This is a genomic window from Amycolatopsis sp. NPDC114478 (assembly GCF_055633805.1).
Genome location: NZ_JBVKDO010000012.1, coordinates 1 through 16485, shown reverse-complemented (window position 1 = coordinate 16485; position 16485 = coordinate 1). Strand labels below are relative to the sequence as shown.

General features: G+C 71.8%; 20 protein-coding genes and 3 pseudogenes. 6 read left to right on the top strand and 17 right to left on the bottom strand.

The window, feature by feature from the left end; genetic code table 11:
- The first annotated feature begins 88 nt into the window (after nt 1–88).
- Nucleotides 89–967 carry an alpha/beta fold hydrolase gene (locus tag ACZ7OH_RS29610; protein WP_470283808.1) on the top strand — a complete coding sequence of 293 codons (879 nt, stop codon included), beginning with the start codon at nt 89–91 and terminating at the stop codon, nt 965–967.
- Between the two features lie 173 nt (nt 968–1140).
- Here the strand turns inward: ACZ7OH_RS29610 and ACZ7OH_RS29605 are convergent, their stop codons facing one another.
- Together ACZ7OH_RS29605 and ACZ7OH_RS29600 are read right to left on the bottom strand one after the other, a co-directional pair.
- Nucleotides 1141–1890, bottom strand: coding sequence for an ATP-binding protein (locus ACZ7OH_RS29605; RefSeq protein WP_470283807.1), 750 nt, complete (start codon nt 1888–1890; stop codon nt 1141–1143).
- 421 nt (nt 1891–2311) lie between these two features.
- On the bottom strand, nt 2312–2677 hold the full coding sequence (locus tag ACZ7OH_RS29600) for an STAS domain-containing protein (RefSeq protein ID WP_470283806.1): 366 nt from the start codon (nt 2675–2677) through the stop codon (nt 2312–2314).
- A 108-nt stretch (nt 2678–2785) separates the two neighbouring features.
- On the opposite strand from ACZ7OH_RS29600, the gene ACZ7OH_RS29595 reads away from it, so the two are divergent.
- A complete protein-coding gene (locus ACZ7OH_RS29595) occupies nt 2786–2947 on the top strand; it encodes a hypothetical protein (RefSeq protein ID WP_470283805.1) in 162 nt (53 codons plus the stop codon).
- A gap of 44 nt (nt 2948–2991) precedes the next feature.
- On the opposite strand, the gene ACZ7OH_RS29590 is transcribed toward ACZ7OH_RS29595, so the two are convergent.
- Nucleotides 2992–4134 (bottom strand): ANTAR domain-containing protein, encoded by a 1143-nt coding sequence (locus tag ACZ7OH_RS29590; protein ID WP_470283804.1) that lies wholly within the window; start codon nt 4132–4134, stop codon nt 2992–2994.
- Between the two features lie 1079 nt (nt 4135–5213).
- Between ACZ7OH_RS29590 and ACZ7OH_RS29585 the strand changes: the two genes are divergently transcribed.
- Both ACZ7OH_RS29585 and ACZ7OH_RS29580 read left to right on the top strand, forming a co-directional pair.
- Entirely contained in the window at nt 5214–6785 is a 1572-nt protein-coding gene (locus ACZ7OH_RS29585; protein ID WP_470283803.1) for a GAF domain-containing protein, read from the top strand.
- Nucleotides 6734–7072 carry a SpoIIE family protein phosphatase gene (locus ACZ7OH_RS29580; protein ID WP_470283802.1) on the top strand — a complete coding sequence of 113 codons (339 nt, stop codon included), beginning with the start codon at nt 6734–6736 and terminating at the stop codon, nt 7070–7072. The genes ACZ7OH_RS29585 and ACZ7OH_RS29580 overlap by 52 nt, the downstream gene beginning before the upstream one ends.
- A gap of 8 nt (nt 7073–7080) precedes the next feature.
- On the opposite strand, the gene ACZ7OH_RS29575 is transcribed toward ACZ7OH_RS29580, so the two are convergent.
- From ACZ7OH_RS29575 to ACZ7OH_RS29565, 3 genes are all read right to left on the bottom strand, one after another.
- Complete coding sequence (locus tag ACZ7OH_RS29575) at nt 7081–7491, bottom strand: ATP-binding protein (RefSeq protein ID WP_470283801.1); 411 nt, start codon at nt 7489–7491, stop codon at nt 7081–7083.
- Nucleotides 7492–7604: 113 nt separating this feature from the next.
- Nucleotides 7605–7982 (bottom strand): STAS domain-containing protein, encoded by a 378-nt coding sequence (locus ACZ7OH_RS29570; protein WP_470283800.1) that lies wholly within the window; start codon nt 7980–7982, stop codon nt 7605–7607.
- Between the two features lie 182 nt (nt 7983–8164).
- On the bottom strand, nt 8165–8416 hold the full coding sequence (locus ACZ7OH_RS29565; protein ID WP_470283799.1) for a hypothetical protein: 252 nt from the start codon (nt 8414–8416) through the stop codon (nt 8165–8167).
- Here ACZ7OH_RS29565 and ACZ7OH_RS29560 point away from each other — a divergent pair.
- A pseudogene (locus ACZ7OH_RS29560) lies at nt 8416–8835 on the top strand (LLM class flavin-dependent oxidoreductase); the annotation flags it as partial. The gene ACZ7OH_RS29565 and the pseudogene ACZ7OH_RS29560 sit on opposite strands and share 1 nt — an antisense overlap.
- 58 nt (nt 8836–8893) lie before the next feature.
- On the top strand, nt 8894–9142 hold the full coding sequence (locus ACZ7OH_RS29555) for a hypothetical protein (RefSeq protein ID WP_470284086.1): 249 nt from the start codon (nt 8894–8896) through the stop codon (nt 9140–9142).
- Nucleotides 9143–9146: 4 nt separating this feature from the next.
- Here ACZ7OH_RS29555 and ACZ7OH_RS29550 read toward each other — a convergent pair whose 3' ends face one another.
- The 11 genes and pseudogenes from ACZ7OH_RS29550 to ACZ7OH_RS29500 all read right to left on the bottom strand — a co-directional run bounded on the left by ACZ7OH_RS29550 (nt 9147) and on the right by ACZ7OH_RS29500 (nt 16385).
- Nucleotides 9147–9635 carry a flavin reductase family protein gene (locus ACZ7OH_RS29550; RefSeq protein WP_470283798.1) on the bottom strand — a complete coding sequence of 163 codons (489 nt, stop codon included), beginning with the start codon at nt 9633–9635 and terminating at the stop codon, nt 9147–9149.
- A gap of 240 nt (nt 9636–9875) precedes the next feature.
- Nucleotides 9876–10229: a 4Fe-4S dicluster-binding protein gene (locus ACZ7OH_RS29545; protein WP_470283797.1), complete on the bottom strand. Its 354-nt coding sequence runs from the start codon at nt 10227–10229 to the stop codon at nt 9876–9878.
- Nucleotides 10226–11434, bottom strand: a complete 1209-nt coding sequence (locus ACZ7OH_RS29540; protein WP_470283796.1) for an FAD-binding protein — start codon at nt 11432–11434, stop codon at nt 10226–10228. Before ACZ7OH_RS29540 ends, ACZ7OH_RS29545 begins: the two co-directional genes overlap by 4 nt.
- A 59-nt stretch (nt 11435–11493) precedes the next feature.
- Nucleotides 11494–11703 (bottom strand): annotated as a pseudogene (locus ACZ7OH_RS29535) (FAD-dependent oxidoreductase); the annotation flags it as partial.
- The gene (locus ACZ7OH_RS29530; protein ID WP_470283795.1) at nt 11700–12398 is read right to left on the bottom strand and encodes an ABC transporter ATP-binding protein; all 699 of its coding nucleotides are present in this window, start codon (nt 12396–12398) and stop codon (nt 11700–11702) included. The gene ACZ7OH_RS29530 and the pseudogene ACZ7OH_RS29535, both read right to left, overlap by 4 nt.
- Entirely contained in the window at nt 12395–13354 is a 960-nt protein-coding gene (locus ACZ7OH_RS29525) for an ABC transporter substrate-binding protein (protein WP_470284081.1), read from the bottom strand. Before ACZ7OH_RS29525 ends, ACZ7OH_RS29530 begins: the two co-directional genes overlap by 4 nt.
- An 8-nt stretch (nt 13355–13362) precedes the next feature.
- Nucleotides 13363–14163 (bottom strand): ABC transporter permease subunit, encoded by an 801-nt coding sequence (locus tag ACZ7OH_RS29520; RefSeq protein WP_470283794.1) that lies wholly within the window; start codon nt 14161–14163, stop codon nt 13363–13365.
- Nucleotides 14160–14522 (bottom strand): type 2 periplasmic-binding domain-containing protein, encoded by a 363-nt coding sequence (locus tag ACZ7OH_RS29515; protein WP_470283793.1) that lies wholly within the window; start codon nt 14520–14522, stop codon nt 14160–14162. The genes ACZ7OH_RS29520 and ACZ7OH_RS29515 overlap by 4 nt, the downstream gene beginning before the upstream one ends.
- 122 nt (nt 14523–14644) lie before the next feature.
- Nucleotides 14645–15127 (bottom strand): annotated as a pseudogene (locus ACZ7OH_RS29510) (PhnD/SsuA/transferrin family substrate-binding protein); the annotation flags it as partial.
- A gap of 100 nt (nt 15128–15227) precedes the next feature.
- A complete protein-coding gene (locus ACZ7OH_RS29505; RefSeq protein ID WP_470283792.1) occupies nt 15228–15953 on the bottom strand; it encodes a DsbA family oxidoreductase in 726 nt (241 codons plus the stop codon).
- A 3-nt stretch (nt 15954–15956) separates the two neighbouring features.
- Nucleotides 15957–16385 carry a cupin domain-containing protein gene (locus ACZ7OH_RS29500; RefSeq protein ID WP_470283791.1) on the bottom strand — a complete coding sequence of 143 codons (429 nt, stop codon included), beginning with the start codon at nt 16383–16385 and terminating at the stop codon, nt 15957–15959.
- Between the last annotated feature and the right edge of the window lie 100 nt (nt 16386–16485).

The window sequence follows — 16485 nt, the reverse complement described above, 5'->3', positions numbered from 1 at the left end:
GGGTGCGCCCGGGCGCACTGATCGGTTGCTGATCGCCGTCGCCCAGGCTCGGCGGGGTCAGGTTTCCCGATCCGAAAGACGGCCTTCGATGACACTCTCCATTCCCGGTTTCGACCACGTCCGCCTGCCCGGTGCCGGCGGTGTCGAGCTGGCTGCCGCGGTCGGCGGCACCGGCAGCCCGGTGGTGCTGCTGCACGGTTTCCCCCAGACGCACCTGATGTGGCGGCACGTCGCCGAGCGGCTTGCCGGCGAGCACACGGTGATCTGCCCCGACCTGCGCGGTTACGGCGCCAGCGACAAGCCGGCGGCCACCGGCGAGGACGTCTACGCCAAGCGCACGATGGCCGCCGACGTCGTGGTTCTGGCGGCCGCGGTCGGCCACGAGCGCTTCGCCCTCGTCGGGCACGACCGGGGCGCCCTGGTGGCGTTCCGGGCGGGCTTGGACCACCCGGAAACCGTTTCGCACCTGGGCATCCTCGACGTCGTCCCGACGCTGGACATGTGGAACGTGCTGCACGGCGTCCCGGCTGCGGTCGGCTACCACCTGTTCCTCATGGCGCAGCCGCCGGGTTTGCCCGAGACGATGATCGCGGCGAGCGCCGACGCGTTCTTCGGTTCGTTCCTCGACGCCTGGGCGAACGACCCGGCCGCGATCCCGGCGGAGGTGCGCGCGGAGTACCTGCGGGCGAGCGCGGCGGCGGTGCCGTCGATCGTCGCGGACTACCGCGCCTCGGCCGGCATCGACGTCGGTCATGACCAGGCCGATCTGGATGCCGGGTCGCAGCTGGCCATGCCGGTGACGGTCGTCCAGCAGGACTGGGGCGCGCAGCTGGGCTACGACGCCGCCGCGGTGTGGAAGGCGTGGGCGCCGGACCTGGACCACCGGCTGACCCGGGCGGGGCATTTCATGGCCGAGGAAGCACCGGACGAGATCACGGGCGCGATCCGGGACCTGCTGGCCCGCTGATCAAGCCGTGATCAGCCGGGTCGCCGCAGATGAGAGCGAAGGCCTTCCGCTCGTCGGTTTCGCCGTCTTCGACGGGCCGTCGCGGGCGGGGACTGGTCCTGGTCGGCGATCTTTCGCACGAGTGGGGTGCGCGCGGAGCGGATCGTCATGGACCCGGAGCCGGCTGACCTCGCCTAGCCGGGCTCGCCGACGGGCCGATCGGTCGTCAGGACGGCCCAGACGACCTTCCCGCGGGACCATCGGAGGCTGCAGCCCCACGCGTGCGCCGAACTCGCCACGATGTGCAACCCCAGTCCCGAGGCGCCGGGCCGAGGCGGCGGGAGCAGCACGGCCGGGCTGGGATCGTCGTCGAGCACGGCAATGGTCAGCCGTCCCCGTCGCAGGTCCAGCCGCAGCACGGCTGCCGACCTCGTGTGCTGGATCGCGTTGGTCGCGAGTTCACCGGCCACGAGGACGCCGTCGTAGATGAACTGGGGGATTTCCCACTGTGCGCAGGCCTCGCGGACGGCGGCGCGGGCCACCGCCGAGGCTTTCAGGCTGCGCGGGAGAACGACCTCGGCCCGTTGGCGCGACGACCAGGACAACGCTCGTTCGGCTTTGGGGACGTCCTCGCCGATCGCGACCTGGCGGTGGATCCCTTGCTCCCGCAGCGCCCGTGCCCGGCCAGGTGCGCCGGCCAGTGCGAGGGGGATCCCCGGCCAGGTTTCGATTCGCCGGGCGACCAGCCCGAACACGCCGAGGGGCGCGACGGCGTCGAAATCGAGGTCGTCGATGCCGGCGATCACGGCCTCCGGCCCGTCGGCGGCGACGCTGAGCAAGCCGTCGCGCAGGTGCCGGTAGCTGCCCAGGTGGAGGCCGCCGGAGACGGTGACCAGCGTAAAGCGCGGCCCTGGCGCCACCTCGAGGTCGAGTGTGCTCCGCATGGCCTCTCCTCCGGACGGAAGCAGTGCCGTCCGGGGCAACGCTAGAACCAAGGCCGGGAATCGGGTAGAGCTGCGACCGGAGTGCGCTCAGCCGAATTCCCGCGGGATCGGGCGAGGCCGCCGCCGTAGGCGTTCAGCGCCGCGGTCACGGGCCCGGGCGCGCCGCCGCGGCCAGGAGAACCACACCGATGACGGCGACGATCCCGCCGGGCAGGTCGGCCCAGCGCAGGTCGTGCAGCCGGCGCGCGATCGCGCTTGGGCGTCGGCATGGTCGCACTCGGCCTGTTCACCGCGCCGGTGCGCGGACGCTCACCGCAGTCCGCCGGCGTCCCGATCGCGACGGGCGCCCGCGCAACGCGGTGGGCGTGGGCTCGCGGCGAGCAGGCTGTGGTCTCCCGGCCGCATCGGCCGCCGGCGTGTTTCAGCTGACACCCAGGGCGTCGTCGAGCGTGGCGAAGATGTCGGTGCCCGCCTTCAGCCCGGCGATGAGCAGAACCCGCCGCACGATGGTGTCCGCGGCCGCGACGATCCGGAAAACCAGCTGGCGATCGAGGCAGGCGCGGTGGATCGTCGCCAGCACGCGCACGCCGGCCGCGGAAATGTACGCGACGGTACTCAGGTCGGCGACGACCACATCGGGGGGTGGCAGGCCGTCGAGGGCATCGTTCAGCGTCGTGCTCGCGGCGGGGCCGGTCGCCGCGTCGATCTCGCCGCCGATCGTCAGCACCAGCGCCCCGCTCTTGGCGCTCTGAGCGAGGGTGAAGTGGGTCGTGCCCTCTTCGTACATGGTGTGCCGGTTCCCGTCGGCGACGATGAACCCCGACCGTAGCCCTCGGAGCGCCGGGCCGCTCGGGAGGACGACGACCTCTCGGCACGAGCAGGGGCCGCGGAGACGGTGCAGCGGGTCTTCGACCACGGCCGGCCGGTGCGCGAGGCGTTTCCCGAGGTGATCGGGCAGCAGGTGTTCCAGATGTTCGACCGGGTCTACGAGACCGGGCAGCCGGAGTCGGTGCAGGAGTTCCGGTTGCGGATGGACGTGCCGGGCACCGGGCCATGAGTCCCATGCCGAGCACGGGCTGCGACCGATCGTCGTGAGTGCGCCTACGTCGGGGGCGGACCGAGGTCGGTGTGCAGGCCGGCGAGGGTGCCGGCGATGTCGGCCAGCTTCACGTCGAGATCCTGGGAGGTGCGGCGCAGCAAGGCGAACGCTTCGTCGGCGGTCAGGCCTTGGCGGGTGATGAGGATTCCCTTGGTTTGGCCGATGACGTCGCGGGAGTCGATCGCGCGCCGCAGCTGGGCGGAGTGCAGCGCGGCGACCTCGCCGGCGTGGCTGCGAGCCAGGGCGAGGGCGGCGTGGGTGGCCAGCAGGAGCGCGCGATGACGGTCGTCTTCGGTGATCGCGTCGCGGTGGCTGTAGATGTTGAGCGCGCCGCGAACCGAGACCTCGCCGCCGGCCGGTTGCAGCGCCGTCGACAGCACCGATCCGAGCCCGTTCCGGACCGCGGTGGCGGCGAACCGGGGCCACGCGGACGCGGTGGTGAGGTCTTGATCGAGAGCGTAGCCGGGCCCATCGGCACTGGCGACGTCCACGCACGGCCCGGCACCGGTCGCGTACTGCACCTGGTCGAGTTCGGTGGCGACGTTGTCGGTTTGAACCGGGGTGAAGAACCGGCCGGCCGGATCGCACAACGTGACACTGGCTATTTTCGTGTGGGGGATGACGACGATCGACGCCGCCGTGATCTGTCGCAAAGTCTGCTCGATGGTCGTGGCGTCGAGCAGAACCCGGGTCAGCGCCGAGAGCTGGTTACCCAGGCGAGCGGATTCGTCATGCCGAGACTCGTTCGCGACGGCGGCGTCGACCGTCTCGTAGGCCGGTAGCTCGGCGGCGGTGATCGCGACCCGCAACGCTGTCGTGATCGCCGCGTCCGGGCCGAGTACCGCGACCGACAAGACGCCCCGAACTGCGTGCTGACGCACGAAATCGTGCATCATCCGAGCACCCGCCGCGGACAAGTCCCTCATCTTCCGCAGGTCCAGGACGATGCAAGCCGCGGACGGCACCGTGCTGGTGATGTCGGCGAGTTTCCCCGCGGTCACTTGCACCGCATTTCCTGCCAGCATGCCGCTGATACGCAGCACCAGCGTGGAATCCACGCTTCGCGGCCTGATGGATACTTCGTCCTGGGGCATTGTCGTCCGTCCGTAGCCGGCACGTGCGGATGGACCCGGCTGGGCCGTCATCCCCGCTGCTTGCTCCGCGCCGTTGGCCGTCGGCTACCACGGCACACCGGCCGTGAAACCGCAGGAAAAACGTCAACAGGCGCGGACGAGGCACCAACGGTGTGACGGTCGTCGACGCAATAGCCGAGCCGGGATCTCCGCCGCACCGATCAGGCTCCTCCTCAGCGGATACGGGCACTCAACCGGCAGGCCGGAAGCGCCGGCGCGGACGGCAGGCGGTGCAGACCATCGTCTGCCCGAGCATGGTTCCATTGTCGGAAAGCATTTGCGCGACGTGATGCGTCTCCCGGCCGCATCGCTCGCAGGGAATGGGCTTGCTGTGCTGACTGATGACGAGCCGGTTGTGCCGGGGAACACGCCTTTCAGTATCCATGTCACCTGAATGGTGTAGCGACGGTCGTGTCCGCGGTGAAGATTCCGCGAATGCTGTGTTCCGGCGACGCCTCGGGTTGGACCGGCGGCCGCGGGGAGCCGATGCAGGTGGTGCACGCCGCGGATCTCAGTGACGCGATCGCGCGGTGCGTGGTGAGACCGGTTTCCGGCGCGCTCGACATCGCACTCGAGGGCCGGTCGAACGCCGACTCGAGTGCGGCGGTAACCGCGGAACCCGTGCCTGATCGTCCGGCCAGTGCCCGTTTTCCTCGTTCACCGCCGTCGCGTGCCGCGCCTGGTGCTGGATCGCCCATGGGGCTTCGACTTCCGGGTGGGCGCAGGGTTGCGCCGATCGGCCGCTCACCGGACGACGAACGGGGGTTCGCGGAGTTGGGTCCGGGGTAGTCGCAAGAGCAGGTCACGTCTTCTGTGCACAGGAGACCGGACTCAGGTCCCGCCGGTCCAGTCAAGCGGCCGGCGGGGCCGTCCGGAAGTGTCGAGGACGACGGCGGCCGAGTACCCGAGCAAGACCCCACCACGATGACCAGCACGAGCCACCACGCCGCTTCGGCCCCGGTATGAAGCGGCCACGGCACCACGTTCGCCGCCGCGATCGGGCTGCGGCCCGAACTCGCCTGCCGGTGATCTCCGAGCAAGTCGCCGGGGAGCCCGCAGCGCGGACGGATGCACGACCGTAAGGTGAAGCGGTGGCGGGGAACGAGACCATGGCACCCGGATCGGCGGAAGCGCTTCGGCTGACGGCCCTGCGTGAAACCGGGTTGTCGGCCGCGGCGGACGTGGGCATGGACCGGTTCGCGCGGCTGGTCACGCGGGTGCTCGGCGTCCCGGTCGCGTTCGTGTCGTTGCTGACGCGGGACCGGCAGTTGCTACCGGGCGCGTACGGCCTGGCCGAGCCGTGGGCCGCGGTCCGGGAGACGCCGTTGTCGTATGCGGTGGGCCGGGACGTGGTGCTCGCCGGCGAACCGTTGCACCTGCCCGACGCCCGGGTCGACGAGCGAACCCGGGCGTGCCCCGCTCTCGAAGGACTCGGCATCGTCGGCTTTGCGGCCGTACCGCTGACCGATGTCGACGGGCGCGTTCTCGGCTCACTCTGCGCGATCGACCCCGCGCCCCATGCCTGGACCGAAGCCGAACTGCGCGACCTCGGCGACCTCGCCGCGGCGTGCGGCGCCGAACTGCGGCTGCGGATCGTGTCGCGGCACCGCGAACAGGCCCGAGCCGAAGCGCGGGAAGCCGGGGCACGGGCCGCGGAGCTGGCCGAACACAATCGGATCGCGCTGGCCCGTTCACAGCTGCTGCTGCGCGCCGCCGAAGAGCTCGCTGACACCACGGGCCTGGCCGAGGTGCGCCACAGTGTCCGGGAGCTGGTGACCAGCGATCTGAAACCGGCCTACGTGGGCCTGGTCCTGGTCGAGGGTGACCGGATGAGGCGGGTGTCGGACGAGTCCGACTCGATCGGCCTGGAGCGGGATCATGCCACCTACGGCCTCGATGATCCGTGGCCCAGCGCCCGCGCGGCCCGCGACGGCACGACGCTGCTCATCCACGGTCCGGATGGCCTGCGCGAGGGTGGCTACAGTCCGGGCGCGATCGCCGAGCTGGACCGGCAGGGCCTGCACACGACGATCTGCGTGCCACTGCCCGGTCCCCGGTCCCCGGTGGGCACGCTGATCATCGGCTGGGACACCCGCCACGAGATGGACGTCGGGGAGCGCGCCGTCGTCACCGCCCTCGCCGGGTACACCGCCCGCGCGGTGGAACGGGCGCTGTTCGTGGACCAGCGGGTCGTCGTGGCGCGGATGCTGCAGCAGGCCATGCTGACCGAGCTGCCCGAGGTCGACGGGCTCGAACTGGCCGCGCTCTACCGGCCGGCCGCGGTCGACGACCTCGTGGGCGGCGACTGGTACGACGCCTTCCCGTTGCCGGCCACCGGCCCGGATTCGGCGCAGCTCGCGATATCGATCGGCGACATCACCGGTCACGACACGACCGCGGCCACGCTGATGGGGCAGCTGCGCAGCATGCTGCGCCAAGCTGACCTCGACCACCCCGGCGCGGCGCCCGCGGACATCGTCAGCGCCCTCGAACACGCCAACCACGCACTTCCATCGACGCGGGCGGCACGCTCGTGCACGGCCACCTCCGACCGCTGCCCGACGGGGGGTGGGAGCTGGCCTGGACGACCGCCGGCCACCCGCGGCCGCTGGTGCGCGGGGCCGACGGCGTGGTGCGGGAACTCGCCGACGCGGACGTGCTGATCTTCCCGGGAACTCCCGAACTCCGCTCGACGCACCGGACCGTGCTGGCCGCCGGATCGGTGCTGCTGCTCTACACCGACGGGCTGGTCGACCGTCCCGGCCACGACATCGACGCCGAGGTCGCCCGGCTCGCGGCCCTGCTGGCCGCCCGCGGGGACCGGCCGCTGCCGGACCTGCTGGCCGAGCTGGCCGAGCGGCTGGCGGGTCCGGCACCGGGCGATGACGTCGCACTGCTGGCGGTGCGGGTCCCCGTGCGGCAGCGGAGTGAGCGCGCGAGCGGGGACTGACCCCGCGGTCAGACCGAGCCGGGATCCTCACCGCCGATGCGGCCCCACACCAGCTTCCCGCCGTCGTAGTGGCGCACCCCCCACGCGCGGCACAGCTGGTCGACGAGAACCAGGCCCCGGCCGCCGTCGGTGTCGGGTTCCCGCGGCCGGGGCTCACCGGGCCCCGCGTCGGCGACGGCGACCGTCACCTCATCCGTTCCGGGAGGGCGGTGGAGCCGGAGCTGGAGCGGTCCGCCGGCGTGCCGGTAGGCGTTTTCCAGGAGCTCGGCGACCACTATCAGGATGTCGATCAGCGCGAGCTCGCCGAACGTGGCCAGGCGTGCCCTGGCCCAGCTCCGGGCAGCCGCCAAGCCGGCGTGGTCCGCTCCGGTGACGTCCAGGACCTGCCAGCCGGGCGGGTCAGCGCCTTCCGCAGTCACCATTCGACTCTCGGTCCGCGCCGCGCGTCCCCCAGCAGTGCGACGCTCGCTCGCCGAGGTGCGGGCCGTACCGGGAGGGGGTGGCGACGGTCGTTGCGCTCGGTGCTCACGTGTCACCGGCCGGCCTGCGTGCGGATCCACGCGCGGGCGTCGTCCACGGTCGGGTGGATCCCGACTTTGGTGTCGAGGCGGCTGAGCTGAATGGCGCGCAGCATGGGTTTCCCGTCGGCGACGAGCGCGAACGGCAGGCCGGCGGCCGCGGTCGCGGTGACGAGCTCGGCGAGCACTTGCAGCCCGGCCGAGCCGCAGAAGGTGATGCCGCCGAGATCCAGGACGAGTGCGGGCGGCTCGTCGGCCAGCGTTCCTTGCGCCCGGAGGCGCAGCAGCTGGGCGCTGCCGAGGTCGAGGTCGCCGGTCGCGGCGAGGACGACGGCTTCGGGCGAGGTGGTGAGCCGCACCGTCAGCCCCGGCGTGCTGTCGCCCTCGGTCACGGGGCCTCCTTCCGTCGAGGACGACAGTAAACGATCGCGCGATGTTGTGAGTGAATGGGCGGCAAGCCCGACTGCGGTAGCGAGGCGGTGCGACTCCGGGCCATCGGCCCGAGCCGGTGAAGCCGCCGCGGCTTGGTCCGAGCCGCGAAGAACGGGCTGACCGTGCGATCGAGATCAGACATTCAGCCGGACTCGGCCCGGGCGCGGAGGCCGTCCAGCATGACGGTCAGGTAGCCGTGGGGGCGGGCACCCGAGCGGCAGATGATCGTGTCGACCGTGTGCTCGAGCTCGGCTTGCGCTTCCTCCTCGGGCAGCAACTCGGCCAGCGACTTCGCGAGCGCCGGGAGTGTCGCGCAGTGGCGGATGCTCGCCAGGAGTTCGGCCCACGACGAGGCTTCGCTGGTCGACCGGGCGAAGTCCGCGAGGTCGCGCAATGCGCCGAGGCCGATGTCCAGTGCGAGCGCTCGCCGGTCGGGGAAGTGGCGGTACAGGGTTCCGACGCCGCGCCCCGCTGGACAGCGCGTTCCTCCCGCAGCTGACGGCGTGGGACGCGCTGACCGCGCAGGCGGCGACCGGCGGACGGCTGACGCTGGGGATCGGGCCCAGCCACCGCGAGATCATCGAAGGCGGCTACGGCTTCTCCTACGACCGGCCGGCGCGGCACGTCCGCGAATACCTGCGGGCGTTGACGCCGTTGCTGCGTGGGGAATCCGCCGACTTTCGCGGCGAGACGCTCACGGTGTCCGGGACGGTCGAGGTGCCGGGCGCGGAGCCGCCGCCGGTGCTCGTGTCCGCGCTGGGCCCGGTGATGCGCGGCATCGCGGGGGAGCTGGCCGACGGCACGATGACCGTGTGGGCCGGCCCGGAAATGCTGGGCGAGGACGTGGTTGCGAAGATCGCCGGCTCCGCGCGTGGTCGCGTCGGCCATGTTGTCGGTGACGGCGGTGCCGGACCGCGTCCGCGACGACATCCGCGCCCGGTTCGGCGCGGCGGGGGAGTTCGCGAGCTACCGGCGGTTGCCGCGGCAGCAGGGGAAGACCGGGCTCGAGGACCTCGTGGCCGCTACGGTCCGCCGGTTCGCGGAGGCGGGCGTCACCGACCTGCTGGTCAGCCCGGTCGGCACCGATGAGGAGCGGCACCGCACGCTGGAGCTCGCCTGAGGCGTCACACCGCGGCGAGCCGGCGGAAGCGGCTGCCGTGGAAGACCAGCGGCGGGTGCGCGGCGGTGTGCAGGCCGTGGATCCGCAACAGCGCGATCAGGTGGTCCCCGGCCGGCACCTCCTCGTGCAGCGAGCACTCCAGCCACGCGCTCGAGCCGCTGATGAACACGCTGCCGTGGGGGCCGGGTTCCCAGCCGACATCGCGGAAGCGGTCGCCGTGGCGGGCGGACAGGCTGAGGCACGCGTCGTCCTGGCCCTCGGCCAAGACGCTCAGGCCCAGCCGCCGGTCGCGCAGCCGCGGCCACGTCGACGACGTGCGTTGGATGCAGATCGACACCAGCGGAGGCGCCAGCGAAACCGACGTGAAGGAGCTGGCGGCCATCCCGTGCGGGACGCCGTCGATCAGGGCGCACACGGCGGTCACGCCGGACGGGAAGCAGCCGAACGCTTCACGCAACCGGCTTTCGGACGTCACGGGCTGCAAGGCGGTCATCGGGTGTCCTCTCACGGTCGGGGGACGCAGGGCTCGTACTTCCGGGAGCGGGCCGGTCGGATGGCCTCGACCGGGTCGAACCACGCGCCGGTGGGGAGCTGGACCACCCCGGGCCGCAGTGCGTCGTCCGGGGCGGCGCCCGGGCGACTTCGCGCAGGTACTCCGGCTGGATGACCGGGCCTTCGGCCGCGATGGTCTCGCTGGCCTGGCGGCCGGCGGCGTAGCCGATGAATTCGAGCGTCACGGGGTCTCCTGTCCCAGGGCGCGGGCGGCGGCGAAGATGTCGCTCATCCGCCAGCTTTCGTTGGCGTGGGTGCGGCGCGCCCGGCCCCAGCCGGAGTCGCGCCGGTACTGCTCGGGCCAGTCCGAAGCCCGGACGGCGGTTTCGTCGACGGCCATCGGCGTGCGGCAGTCCGGGTCGACGAACAGCGCGTCGACCGGGCAGTAGAGCTCGCACAGGAAGCACGTCTGGCAGTCGGCCTGCCGGGCGATGACCGGGGCCGCGCCCGGGACGGCGTCGAAGACGTCGCTGGGACACACCTGTACGCACTTGTCGCAGGCGATGCACCGGTCGGCGAGGACGAGTTCGATCACGCGGCAGCCTCCTGCCAGTCCGTGCGCCAGTGCATGCCGAGGGACTCGCGCCGGCGCAGTGCGGCGGTCTTGACCCAGCGGCCCATGGCGACCAGTGACGCGGTCTCGCGCGCGGTCACGGCGTCGCGGCCGGTGCCGGTCAAGTCGCCTTCGACCACCGTCCACAAGGAATCCAATGTGGACAACGAGGCGAGGAGACCGGCTTCGTCGCGGAACATGTTCTTGTCGTAGGCGTTCAGCTCGTCCCGGACGACGTCGGTCACGGCGGCGGTGTCCACTGCAGACGGACGCCCGCCCGGCCGGATCCCGGCTCCGCCCACCGGCCGCAGGGGCGACGCCGTGGCCGCGCGGGCGTACCGGACGGCGGCGCGCCCGGCCCACGTGCCCGAGGAGACCGCCCACGCCGAGTTGGGCGAGCCGCCGCCGGAGATCGCGCCGACGACCGGCACCCGGCCGGCGACGTCGCCCGCGGCGAACAGGCCGGGCACGCCGGTGGCGCAGTCCGGCCCGGTGACGAGGCCGCCGACACCGCGGATCGTGCCCTCGCCGAGCAGGGTGACCTCGAACCGGTCCCGGTACGGGTCGATGCCACGGCGGGTGAACGGCAGCAGGAAGTTCGGCTGCACGACGGGCATCTTCCGGCGCACCCAGTCCGGTGCCCGGTCGAGCGTCGTGAAGACGGGACCGCGGAGCATGGCCGCGCCGAGGACGCGGTTGCGGTCCGGGCCGGACGGCAGTTCGATGACGCGGCCGTCGGCGTCGGTGTAGGTGCCGAACAGGTACGTCATCGAGCGCGCCATCGTCGAGAACGCCGGGGCGAGGGTGTAGTAGTTCGAGAACTCCATGCCGGACAGCCGCGCCCCGGCCTCGACGGCCATGAGGTGGCCGTCGCCGGTGTTGCCGCGCGAGCCGAGCAGGTGGGAACGGAACGCGGTGCCGCCGGTGGCCAGGACGACCGCGCCGGCCCGGACGCGCCAGTTCCGCCCGCCTGCCGGCGGACCCCGGCTGCGCCGCCGACGGATCCGTCCGGGCGCAGCAGCAGTTCGAGGGCCGGGTGGTGGTCGAGGATCCGGACGCCGGCGCGGTGGACGAGCCCACGCATCGCCCGCAGGTACTCCGGCCCGCGCACGTTGTTCGTCCGGTCCGGCTGCCCGTCGCGCATCGGGAACGGGTAGTACCGATCCAACGTGGGCAGCCGTTCCCACGTCGTGCGCAGGACCCGCAGTGCCTGCTCGGGATCGGCGATGCCACCCGCGTGCGCGTGCCGGTCGGCGACCGCCTGTTCGTGGTGCCGCGGTTCGACGAACCAGTGCGTGACCCCGGCGGTCGCGGTGACGCCGCTGGTGCCGCAGTAGCCCTTGTCCACCAGCACGACGTCCCCGCCGGCCTGGGCCGCGGCCAAGGCGGTCCAGGTCGCGGCGAGACCGCCGCCGACGACGAGCACGCCGGCGCTCAGGTCGAGGTCACCGCTCATCGGGACTCCGCTAGCTCGGCGACCCCCAGCTCGGCCAGCAGCCGGTGCCGCAGCTCGTCGAACTCCGGGTTGCGGCGGCTGCGTTCGCCCTCGAAGTCGACGCGGTGTTCGGCGGCGAGCCGGCCGGACCGCATCGCCACGACCCGGTCGGCGAGGAGGATGGCCTCGTCGACGTCGTGGGTGACCAGCAGGACGGCCGGGCGGTGCGCGGCTACGAGGTGCCGGACCAGGGCGTGCATCTTGATCCGGGTGAGCGCGTCGAGGGCGGCGAACGGTTCGTCGAGCAGCAGGAGACGCGGTTCGCGCACCAGCGCCCGGGCGAGCGCGACGCGCTGGGCCTCGCCGCCGGACAGCGTGACCGGCCAGGCGTCGAGGTGCCCGGCCAGGCCGACCTCGGTCAGCGCGCGGGCCGCGGCCTCGCGGGGAAGGCCGACGGCGACGTTCTGCCACACCCGCCGCCACGGGAGCAGGCGATGTTCCTGGAACACCACCATCCGCTCGGCCGGTGCGGCCAGCTCACCCTCGTCGGGGGTGTCGAGACCGGCGAGCAGCCGCAGCAACGTCGTCTTGCCGCAGCCGCTTTCGCCGATCAGCGCGACGAACTCGCCGGGCGCGATGTCGAGGTCGAGTCCATTGAGGATGGTTCGCGGCCCGAAGCTCTTGGTCAGCGCTCGCACGCGAACGGCGGTGCTCACAGCTTGACCGCGTGGTCGGCGATGGTGATCGGCCCGCTGAGGACCTTCCGCTGGGTGAGCCAGTCGGCGCCGCGCTGGAGCTGGGCGATGCCGTCGTCGTTGATGAGCGCGAGCTTCGTCTGGACGTTCTTGGCGGCCATCTTGTCCAGCACGGTCTGGGGGTAGTGGGAGACGGCGTTGCCGATGTCGAGGGACTCCTTGTAGTGCTGGTTCTGCCAGTCGTAGTCGGCCTGGAACGCGGCGATCACCTTGCGGATGGTGTCGGCGTTCTGCTTGGCGTAGTAGCGGCGGACGAGGTAGCTGGTGAAGTCGATCTGGAAGTCCAGCTCGTCGCCGTCGACGAAGATGGGCTTGGCGCCGTACTGGACCTCGGCGATCTCGCGGAAGCCCTGCCAGATCGCCCAGGCGTCGATCTTCCCGGCGCCGAACGCGGCCGATGCCTCGGGCGGGTTGAGGTAGGTGACCTTCACGGATTCGCGCGGGACTTTGTACTTCTCCAGCGCGGCGACCAGCAGGAACTCGCCGAGCCCGGCCTTGTTCACCGCGACCGTCTTGCCCGCCAGGTCGGTGACCTTCTCGATGCCCGTGTGCGCGCCGGCGACGATGGCGGTGGTCCGCGGCGTCGAGGCCGCCCAGGCGACGTAGACGAGGTCGGCGCCCGACAGGATGGCCTGGTCGGCCGGGGTGGTGCTGCCGCCGAAGCTGAAGTCTGCGGTGCCGCCGACGACGGCCTGCAGCGTGGGCGCGTGGTTGGGGAACGGGCCCACCCACTCGACGGTGATGCCCTGGTCCTTGAGCGTTTTCTCGAGCACGCCGCGGGCCTTCGGGACGGAGATCGTGCTGTAGGTCAGCCTGACCTTGCCCTGGGTGGCGCGGCCGGCCGAACCGGTGGCGAGCGGGGCGGCGAGGGCGGTCAGACCGGCAGCGGTCAGGAACGTGCGGCGGGAGAGTGTCATGGCTGTCCTCAGGCGGTCAGGCGGGCGTAGGTGGGGTGCCAGCGCAGCAGGCGGCGTTCGAGGAGACGGGTGACCAGGTCGCAGAGGATCCCGATCACGGCGTAGATGAGCACGACGAGCACGATCACGTCGGTCTGCAGGAACTCGCGGGCGTTGGTGGCCATGAACCCCAGCCCCGCGTCGGCGCCGAGGGTTTCGGCGATGACGAGCGCGAGCCAGGCCGCCGTCAGCGACAGCCGGAGGCCGCCGAGGATCGACGGCAGCGCACCCGGCAGCACCACCCAGCGGATCTGCCCGGCCCGGCCGAGGCCGACGACGTCGGTCATCTCCAGCAGTTTCGGGTCGATCTGCCGGATACCGAGCACGGTGGTCAGGTAGAGCGGGACGGCGGTGCCGAGCGCGATCAGGAAGATCTTCCCAGCCTCGCCGATCCCGAACCAGACGATCACCAGGGGCAGGATCGCGAGGAACGGGACCGCGCGGATCATCTGGATGCTGCGGTCCAGCAGTGCTTCGGCCATTTTGGACAGTCCGACGAGCAGGCCGAGCCCGAGCCCGAGGCTCGCGCCGATGGCGAACCCCGTCGCCGAGCGCTGCAGGCTGGCCAGCAGGTTCGACGGCAGCTCGCCGTCGGCGATCAAGTCGCCCGCCTTGGCCAGCACGCCGCTCGGCGCGGGCAGCACCTGCTTCGGCAGGATCCCGGCCTGGGCCAGCAGTTCCCAGAGCGCGAGCACGGCGATCGGCGTCAGCCAGGACACGGCCCGGTACGGGGAGCGGACGACGACCGGCCGGGCGACGGCGCGGGTCATCGCGGATCGAGCCCGGAGTCGATGTACTCACTGAGCTTCTTGCCGCCGGGGAAGAGCCCCTGCTGCACCCAGGTGTCGTAGGTCTTCTGCAGCTGGGCGGCCAGCGCGGCATCGACGGGGATGCGCTGGTAGGTCGTCTCGTCCGGCCGGACCTGTTTCGCGACCTCGAGAGACTGATGGGCGAACCCGGCGTACCACTTGTCGAACGCGTCGGGGTTGTCCTTCGACCAGGTGTAGCTCTTGTCGACGCGGCTCGCGAAGTCCTGGATGGCCGTGCGCTTACGCGGGTCGCCGAGGGCTTTGTCGGTGGCGGACAAGACGTTGAGGCCGGAGTTGATGCCCGCGCCGTCGGACAGCACCCGAGCGCCGAGTTCGCCACGGGCGCGGGCGGCGTAGACGCTCCAGGTGGCCCAGGCGTCGATGTTGCCGGTGGAGAACGCGCCGTTCGCCTCCGAGGGGGCGAGGAGTTGAGCGTGACGTCCTTGTCCGACAACCCGGCCTGCTTCAGGGCGCCGATCACCAGGTAATGCGCGACGCTGCCCCGGGTCGTGGGGGAGATCCGCTTGCCCTTGAGGTCGGCGACCGTGCGGGCGGGGCTGTCCTTCGGTACCAGCAGGTAGGTGCCCTTGCCGCCGTTGCTCCACGCCGCGGCGACCTTGATCTTGAAGCCGCCGGCGATCGCGGTGACGGTGGGGGAGTCGTTGGCGCCGCCGATGTCGATCGCGTCCGCGCGCAGTGCCTCGTGCAGGTTGACCGCCGCGGCGAACTGCGACCACTCGATCTTGTACGGCAGGTTGTCGAGCAGCCCGGCGGCCTTGAGCCGGGACTGCGTCGCGCCGGTCTGGTCGCCGACGCGCAGCACGACCTCGCCGGAAGCGTCCGAAGTGGACGATCCGCACGCCGTGAGCGCGGTGAGGCCGAGCAAGGCGGCCACGAGCAGGGCGAGCCGGGGTTTCGAGGGCATGCGGAACTCCCCAATGCGGTGTCGGCCGCGGAGATTCGGTGGCGGCGCCGGGCTAAATGGTCACCGGCGTGTGTCTATTTTCCCCCGCGCCCGGGGAGAGTCAACGCCCGCGGCCGGGTTCCCAGGAGCCGAGAAAAGTTCCACTGTGGACCGTCGCGACCCGCGCGGCGTCGAAGTACTCGCGCAGCGGACGCCAGCCGGGCACGACGAACCGGCCGCCGGGACCGGTGAAGGTCAGCGTCGGGAGGGCGTAGCGGACGTGGTGCTCAAGGTGCTTCGCGCGGCCGCTGTGCGGTCCCGGCGCGGTGATGTCGAGGACTTCCGGGCACGGGTTGCGCGTCTCACGCCAGTCGTCCCGGACGGCCTGGCGGATTTCGTCGCTCGCCATGGCTGTGCGCAACGCATCGACGTCGAGGCCCGGCACGCCGTCGACGGCGGCGAGCACGCGCTCGGTGTCGTCGGCCGGGGTGCCGTGCAGGAACGTCGTTTCCCGCAGCCGGGTCAAGACGAGCTCGGCGACGGCTTTTCCTTGCTGCTCCGCGGCTTTCGCGGCGAGCGAGGCGGGCCAGCTCGTCCGCGCCACCCAGGCCAGGTGGGGTGGCTTGGGGGCGCCGGTGTGCTCGGTGACGCCGTCGATGAACTTCGCGTACCAGGCTGCTTCCGCGGCCGGGTCCGGTGCGGGGTCCTCGTCGTCGTCGAAGAGGATGCCGAAGACCCGGCGCCACCGGGCGTCCGGCAGTTCCGCCCGCAGCCGGCGGAACTTCGGCTCCGATCCCCACGCCCAGGGGCAGGCGGGATCGGTGTATTCGACGACGTCGAGCGGCACGCCTCAGTCCTCGGGCACGTCGACCGGGGACCACAGGCTGGGCAGGTTGACCACGATGCCCTCCTGGCTGCTGCGGGCGATGATCACCACGGCCTCTTCGTCAGTCGGGTTCTCTTCGCGGTGGGGCACGTACGGCGGCACGAAGATGTAGTCGCCCGGCCCGGCCTCGATGCGGATCTCCTCCTCGCCGTCGGCGAAGACGAACACCGGGTGGCCGGACTTGACGTAGATCGCCGTCTCGGCTTCGCCGTGGTGGTGGTCGCCGGAGTTGGTGACCGGGGCTACGTGGGTCTCGCCCATCCAGACCTTCGACGACCCGACGGTCTTACCGGAGATGGCCTCCAGCCGGGTCATCCCGGTGGTCTGGTTGGTGTCGCCGGTGAGGTCGGCGCCGCGGATGTGGCGCAGCGGCTGGTGCCAGAGGTCGGTCACGGGAAGTCCTACCTTCTTTGTTGGGTCTGAACTGGTCATTCGTAGGATCGGTGGGCCCTGGGGCTCCGGGTATGGCTCTCACGGAATCGCCGTTGGCAAG

Excerpts from the sequence above, each read along its gene's own strand:
- ACZ7OH_RS29525 (WP_470284081.1), bottom strand. The coding sequence starts at position 13,354 with ATGACACTCTCCCGCCGCACGTTCCTGACCGCTGCCGGTCTGACCGCC.
- ACZ7OH_RS29550 (WP_470283798.1), bottom strand. The coding sequence starts at position 9,635 with ATGACCGCCTTGCAGCCCGTGACGTCCGAAAGCCGGTTGCGTGAAGCG.
- ACZ7OH_RS29605 (WP_470283807.1), bottom strand. The coding sequence starts at position 1,890 with ATGCGGAGCACACTCGACCTCGAGGTGGCGCCAGGGCCGCGCTTTACG.
- ACZ7OH_RS29600 (WP_470283806.1), bottom strand. The coding sequence starts at position 2,677 with ATGTACGAAGAGGGCACGACCCACTTCACCCTCGCTCAGAGCGCCAAG.
- ACZ7OH_RS29590 (WP_470283804.1), bottom strand. The coding sequence starts at position 4,134 with ATGACGGCCCAGCCGGGTCCATCCGCACGTGCCGGCTACGGACGGACG.
- ACZ7OH_RS29520 (WP_470283794.1), bottom strand. The coding sequence starts at position 14,163 with ATGACCCGCGCCGTCGCCCGGCCGGTCGTCGTCCGCTCCCCGTACCGG.
- ACZ7OH_RS29610 (WP_470283808.1), top strand. The coding sequence starts at position 89 with ATGACACTCTCCATTCCCGGTTTCGACCACGTCCGCCTGCCCGGTGCC.